We start from the raw sequence: 5,970 nt of genomic DNA, 5'->3' as shown, positions 1-5,970 counted from the left end.
AATCGGTGTTGCAAAAACGGGAGTGACCATAGATTCCGTTTTCTGAGACGACCCCTGATCGGGCTGAATGAGCAGGAATTTCCTGGCGGCAAACCCGATGATGTTTACAGCGTTCGCACATCGATGAACACCCCTCCGGCCGAAGAGGAAATCGAGGAGGAACGTCGGCTGTTTTATGTCGGTATCACTCGCACAAAACAGCAGCTAAATCTGGTGGTCCCTCTTGATGAAGGGCTTGCGCGGTGGCTCAAAAACCGCTGGGATAGCACCCCGAAGAAGTCACCGATAGCTACTCGCTTCGTCTATGAGGCTGGCTGGACTGCTTGTGCGGTTACCAGTGATGCGATCTATAACAGCACGGTAGAGAAACAGAAGGCTGACTTCAGCAAGTTTCACCAATGGTATCTAAGAGATCTTCAGCGGCTAAAAGTCTAGGGCTACCGATACTTTTCGATTTCAGACAGGTGCTCGTTATCCAGATCAATTGTGGCTTTTCTTTCAGAAGCGAGCTTCTTCGCTCGCTTTGCATACTGAAGCCCCTTGGCTGGCTGCTCTCCGCGTAGGATCTGTTCAGCCTGCTTGCTCGTGCTGTGCCCCAGAAAGCGTTCGTACTGCTCGTCAGATACCTCAGTGCCGATCAGTCGTTCGATCCAGCCGCTTTTCGGCGGGTAACTTACGCCCAGCGCAAGCAACTGCCTTTTCTGTACCCACTATTTCCGGCGCGGCCGGCTTCAATCAAGGCTTTGGTTAGAACTACAGCCATTTGGGGACTCTCATACACAAACCTGAACCATGCGGGTCTGATTGGCGGTCAAGATAGCAGCGCATCGAAATCAACACTGAACTCTGCTTCTAAGAACTCAATCGTGGCTGGTTGGCTATCGAGCGATGCTTCCCGTGTAGACTCCAGTGCGCACTCCAATCGACGCAGCAGAGTAAACGGCAAAATGATCTTGCCGAAGTCGGTATGCTTGAAATCCCCCCCCACAGGTCTTCCGCGTTCTTCCAAATGAAATCAGCTTGCGAAGCAGCCGAACCTACGAACTCTGCCATCTTGGCCTCCAACCAACTTTTGCACGAAACGGCACATCTTCCAAAAGAGGGTTGTCAACCAAGTTTTGCACAAAACGGACTTTGATCCATTTCTAACTAAAATCTACAATCCAACCTCAGATTGCAAATAGCCTATGTTTATTACAGATGGTATGGTTCGTGTTTTTGTTTATTCGATGGCAACTGTACTCTTTCTGCCGCTTGGCTTGTTGAAAAGCACGTGGTGGTTTTCACCATTGTTTGCGATAGCTGCTATTGATTACTTAATGTTTCTGCGTCGACAAGGCTAGTTGCTGAACCTCATACCTCAGAGCAATCTGTATGTTTTTTACACCACTGGTTAAAAGGTCAGGCTACGTTCCTGACGTTTTTTAAAAAACAGTTTTATGTTTGATGCGTTACTGGTCTGTCTGGTAACCCAGTGGTACATTACCATTATTAAGGCTGGCTGGCGGTGGTGCATCATGCTTAAACGACCCTCTCTGAGCGTACTTTCCGACAGTCCTGTGCACCGCACCACTTACCCGGCAGGCCTATGTCTTGGTTATTCTTCGTTGTACCTTTTTCTTCAGCTTTATCCCTGACATGTCTGTCTGAACAGTTCTAAGCAAACCGGAATGTTGTCATGGCCAAAGTACAAGGGCTCTTTGTTGGATACCGAAAATTCGCTGTTGATCGCGACTGGCTTCGTCAGCAGGAAGAACAACGTTATCGGGATCGCCAGCGACAATTTGATGAATGGTCCAGGAAATGGGTCACTGTAACCAGGCTCAAAGAGACTCGTTTATGGACTGACGGAGCCATCAGGCGATGGTTGGGTGAACCTCAGCAGCAGGGTAAATATAAAGTTTTCCCCGTTGAAGCGGTTTTGGCTGCTGAGAAGTTGAATGAGTTTCGGCTCTGGCTTAAACCCCGACTGGAAAAGAAACGTGCCCAGCACCACCACTTTTTAATTCCATTTCTGTAAAGTAGAAACAACGGCAGTTCCGGCCGCATTCAAGGCTTCGGCATCTGGTCAGAAATAAAGCGCCATTTTTCAGTATAAGGGAGGTTAGATAGTGGAAGGTATTGAGACACTGAGTTTGCAGCTTGATGAGAATGAAACTATGGCCCTTGCTCAATTAGTTAAACGTCTGAGCTGGAGCGATCTTCGTGGCTGTGCTGTGAGTGACGAAGAAGCCTGGGTAATGAAAAGCGCAATTGAAAAATTACAACAGGCGTTAAGGGAAGAAGGTTATGCGCCTCGATGAGGCTGGCTTCGTTCTTTATTCCGATAACAAATTTGCTTAAGGACTAACTATGAGCCAGCACTGGTATGAGGTGAAAAGCAATCAGGGAATTGTTCAGGTGATTGTTGGGAGAAGATATTAATGTAATGCGTTTCTGCATTACATCAAGCAGATTAGCTTTTTCTGGTCAAAATAGACGATGTGATTTTTCTTTAGCCGAAGTCCATCCGCTCCCCACGCAACCGGTAAAGGTTCGCAGGTTTAATAAAGATAGGTTTCGTATCTCCCTAAGGGTGGGATAGGTAAACTCATAATGGCATCTGTGTTTACTATGTAAGTATTCGGGTAAAATTCATCTAATACAGTAAAGTTTAGTTTCTTACAAAAGCTTAATAAATATGGGTTTTTCACGTCTTCTATTACAACATCGCACCAGGGATTCGATTCACAGCAAAGCTTCAGAAAAGACTTAAACCATCCCTTGTTTTGTATTTCTTCCGGAAGCCGTACCACATGTATGGTCAGACAATCTCCATGATAACGATTAGTACTTTGTCTAAGCCCTACAACAATCCCCTTTTCTTGAATCTGTACACCTGCCTGATGCTCTTTCATGTCGGGCGTATAGTGCCTTGCTCTGTTTAACCAGGCCACCAGCTGCTGAGCCGTACTTGGTGATTCTTCAGCTATCCATTTCAGGTACTTGATGCGGTCCATATGCGCCTCCCTGTACGATTTCCAATGAACAAAGGCTCTACAGTATTAAGCTGCTGTAGAGCTCATTCAACCAAGCTCAAACTGTGCGTATTAAAGGATGCCTAACCTTTTTGTTTCATCGATCCACGGTCTGAATTCTTCCAGTAGATTATCATATAACTTTTCATCGCTAATCGAACCGAAATCATCCATGGCAAAGAAGTGGGTGTTATCAACCCGGCGGTCAGTAAAGTCATCCAGATTTTTGAGGATACCGTAGCTTGAACCACCCAGGCCGACAAACTTCCAGAAGATGGGGTAGTTGGCAGAACGCCGGATTGCATCTTTAATCGCCCGGGTCTTGCTGATCCCGCCATCGGTAATAAATACAACATACACCGGGATTTTCGAGTCCTTAAAGTAGTCGACTATTTCTTCCATCACAGGAGGCTCGTTGTTTGTCCCTCCGAGGCCCGGCAGGTTCTCCCAGGCTGAACGCTTTCCAGCCCCGCGAATGGACTGAATATATGTGTCCAGGTTGTCCAGTGTGACGTTTGGATACTTCTTATGCTTCTCTCCAAATCCCCAGACATCCATTTCACCGTCGTCGTCGAACTGGGCGGCAAGAACGGCGATGCGGTCCAGCACAGACTGAACGTTACCCTTACTGAACTGGCCACTCATTGAGCCGGATGCGTCAAGTACAAATGCAACCGCTGCCTCAAGGGTGTCCAGTTTATTTTTAGTAAGACTGACCGAGGCTTTTTTAGCGAGGCTTACAAGGCGCGGAGATCTGGTTTCCAGTTTCTTTTCCAGACTGATACGAGCAGGCTTTGCTGGCTGCGGAGCTGGCTGTGCGACATCAACGCCATAGCTAATGGCCAGAGGCTCAAGACCACCGTTGAAACCCTGCCCGAGCGCACGAAGCTTCCAGGCGCCATTGTGCCGATATACTTCACCCAGGATAATTGCTTTCTCACTGCGGCCCTGAGTCTCAGCCTGGAACTCAGCGATTCCTTGAGCCTGCATGCTCAACGAACTGAGCCCACTGATGGTATCTTCACCATCAATGACAACTGTGATTGCAATTTTACTGATGTTCGCAGGAACACGATCCAGTGCTATCTCAATGCTGGACTGCTGAGAACCGGTAACGAGCTTTACTGCCCCTTCAGGAGAAGACAGATTATTGTAAAAGATAAAGTCAGAATCGCCGCTGACCTTTCCCTGAGCATTAAGCAGGAACAGGCAGGTATCGGGTTCGCCTTTAAAGCCGGATTTGGTAGGGTACTGAAGATTCAGCCTGATCGCAGATTGCTGAAGTGGTATGTTTTGTCCGGATTGTAGATTCACATTAACTCTCCTGATTTTTGATTATTTTAAAGCGCAGCGTTTATATAGGTTCCCCTGGCTTAGTTCAGGACGCTGGATTTCTGGTGAGGCGTATATATGGTGTGACACCATATTTCATCACGTTGAAGTTTCTATACCTGTTGAATTGGAATTTCCATTGGTCGGGTATTTTATCTTCCAGAACCCGTGCCTTCATAAGTCGCAAACGTAACATATATCAGAGGGGCATGCTGTTGATATAAGGCACGGAATACAGGCTTTAACCAGCAACCAGAGAAAAATCCGTTTCCTGCCTTTAAAAGGCTCACGTCAGAATTAACATCTCTCTGCTTTCTGAGATTCCCGAACCCTTTCTGCCCCCCCCCTCCTGATAGCGGATCGCAACCAAAAAAAACCCCGGCATTGCCGGGGTATGATTCAGCGTTATTTTAGATGTTAACGCCGTGCTGGGAGGCAAGAGCCGCCAGGCCACCGGCAAAGCCCTGACCGACAGCTTTAAACTTCCACTCAGCGCCATGACGATACAGTTCACCGAAGACCATAGCGGTTTCGGTTGAGGCATCTTCAGACAGATCGAAACGGGCAATTTCCGTGCCGTTGTCGTTGTTGTAAACGCGCATGAAGCTGTTGCTCACCATGCCGAAGTTTTGTTTACGCGCTTCTGCATCATAGATGGTAACGGCAAACACCAGTTTTTTGATATCTGCTGAGACTTTGGTCAGATCGATTTTGACCTGCTCATCGTCGCCGTCGCCTTCACCGGTACGGTTGTCGCCCTGGTGCTCTACCGCGCCATCAGGGCTGGTTTTGTTATTGAAGAAAATGAAATGCGCATCTGACAACACTTTACCGTCTTCGCCTACTGCGAACACGGAAGCGTCCAGGTCAAAACCCTGACCATCGGTTACACGGGCATCCCAGCCTAGGCCAACCATAGCAACATTCATGGTTGGTGCTTCTTTGGTCAGAGATACATTGCCGCCTTTTACGAGAGAAACTGCCATTTTTAGCTCCTGCAAACAGTTGAATGAGGGCTGCATTAACAGCCCCGGGTAGAAAAGTTACTTTTTGATCAGGACGCGTTAATGCCGTACTGAGCACATACAGATGCCAGACCACCAGCATAACCCTGACCTACTGCGCGGAATTTCCACTCACCATTGTGGCGATACAGCTCGCCGAACAGCATGGCAGTCTCAGTGGACGCATCTTCGGTCAGATCGTAGCGAGCAACTTCAGTCTGGTTATCGTCATTAACCAGACGAATAAACGCACCGGATACCTGACCAAAGCTCTGGCGACGAGCCTGAGCATCGTGGATGGTCACAACGAAGATGATCTTGTCAACTTCAGACGGGACGGCGTCCAGTTTAATTTTCAGCGATTCATCATCACCATCGCCCTCACCGGTGCGGTTATCGCCGGTGTGCGTTACGGAACCGTCGGATGACGTCAGGTTGTTATAGAAGATGAAATCTGAATCGCCGCGCACTTTGCCGTTTGAGGCCAGCAGGAATGCTGAAGCATCCAGGTCAAAGTCCTGACCGTCTGTTGAACGCGCATCCCAGCCAAGGCCCACCAGGACGTTTTTCATTGACGGAGCTGCTTTACTTAGGGAGACGTTCCCGCCTTTGGAAAG

Annotated in this window: 8 protein-coding genes and 1 pseudogene; 3 read left to right on the top strand and 6 right to left on the bottom strand. The window is 48.2% G+C overall.

Annotation, left to right across the window (positions count from 1 at the left end; translation table 11 throughout):
* A partial coding sequence (locus ACOTYN_RS25530) for a 3'-5' exonuclease (RefSeq protein WP_275367267.1) occupies positions 1–435 on the top strand: 435 nt, incomplete at its 5' end.
* Between the two features lie 2 nt (positions 436–437).
* Here the strand turns inward: ACOTYN_RS25530 and ACOTYN_RS25525 are convergent.
* Together ACOTYN_RS25525 and ACOTYN_RS25520 are read right to left on the bottom strand one after the other, a co-directional pair.
* On the bottom strand, positions 438–692 hold the full coding sequence (locus ACOTYN_RS25525; RefSeq protein ID WP_000880375.1) for a hypothetical protein: 255 nt from the start codon (positions 690–692) through the stop codon (positions 438–440).
* Positions 693–832: 140 nt separating this feature from the next.
* Positions 833–1,053, bottom strand: a pseudogene (locus ACOTYN_RS25520) (type I restriction-modification system subunit M N-terminal domain-containing protein); the annotation flags it as partial.
* Between the two features lie 625 nt (positions 1,054–1,678).
* On the opposite strand from ACOTYN_RS25520, the gene ACOTYN_RS25515 reads away from it, so the two are divergent.
* Together ACOTYN_RS25515 and ACOTYN_RS25510 are read left to right on the top strand one after the other, a co-directional pair.
* On the top strand, positions 1,679–2,020 hold the full coding sequence (locus ACOTYN_RS25515) for a hypothetical protein (protein WP_001151572.1): 342 nt from the start codon (positions 1,679–1,681) through the stop codon (positions 2,018–2,020).
* Positions 2,021–2,111: 91 nt separating this feature from the next.
* Positions 2,112–2,303, top strand: coding sequence for a DUF7706 family protein (locus ACOTYN_RS25510; protein ID WP_000398479.1), 192 nt, complete (start codon positions 2,112–2,114; stop codon positions 2,301–2,303).
* Between the two features lie 240 nt (positions 2,304–2,543).
* On the opposite strand, the gene ACOTYN_RS25505 is transcribed toward ACOTYN_RS25510, so the two are convergent.
* The 4 genes from ACOTYN_RS25505 to ACOTYN_RS25490 all read right to left on the bottom strand — a co-directional run.
* Positions 2,544–2,999, bottom strand: a complete 456-nt coding sequence (locus ACOTYN_RS25505; RefSeq protein ID WP_000374058.1) for a hypothetical protein — start codon at positions 2,997–2,999, stop codon at positions 2,544–2,546.
* Positions 3,000–3,089: 90 nt separating this feature from the next.
* Positions 3,090–4,331, bottom strand: coding sequence for a vWA domain-containing protein (locus ACOTYN_RS25500; protein ID WP_001053340.1), 1,242 nt, complete (start codon positions 4,329–4,331; stop codon positions 3,090–3,092).
* Between the two features lie 428 nt (positions 4,332–4,759).
* On the bottom strand, positions 4,760–5,335 hold the full coding sequence (locus tag ACOTYN_RS25495; RefSeq protein WP_000301247.1) for a TerD family protein: 576 nt from the start codon (positions 5,333–5,335) through the stop codon (positions 4,760–4,762).
* 68 nt (positions 5,336–5,403) lie between these two features.
* Positions 5,404–5,970, bottom strand: a 567-nt coding sequence (locus ACOTYN_RS25490) for a TerD family protein (RefSeq protein WP_141037085.1), incomplete at its 5' end; no start/stop codon positions are given.

Origin of the sequence: Enterobacter cloacae complex sp. IR5458 (assembly GCF_049238025.1) — a bacterium.
Taxonomy (GTDB): domain Bacteria; phylum Pseudomonadota; class Gammaproteobacteria; order Enterobacterales; family Enterobacteriaceae; genus Enterobacter; species Enterobacter kobei.
This window is presented reverse-complemented; position numbering and strand designations above follow the sequence as displayed.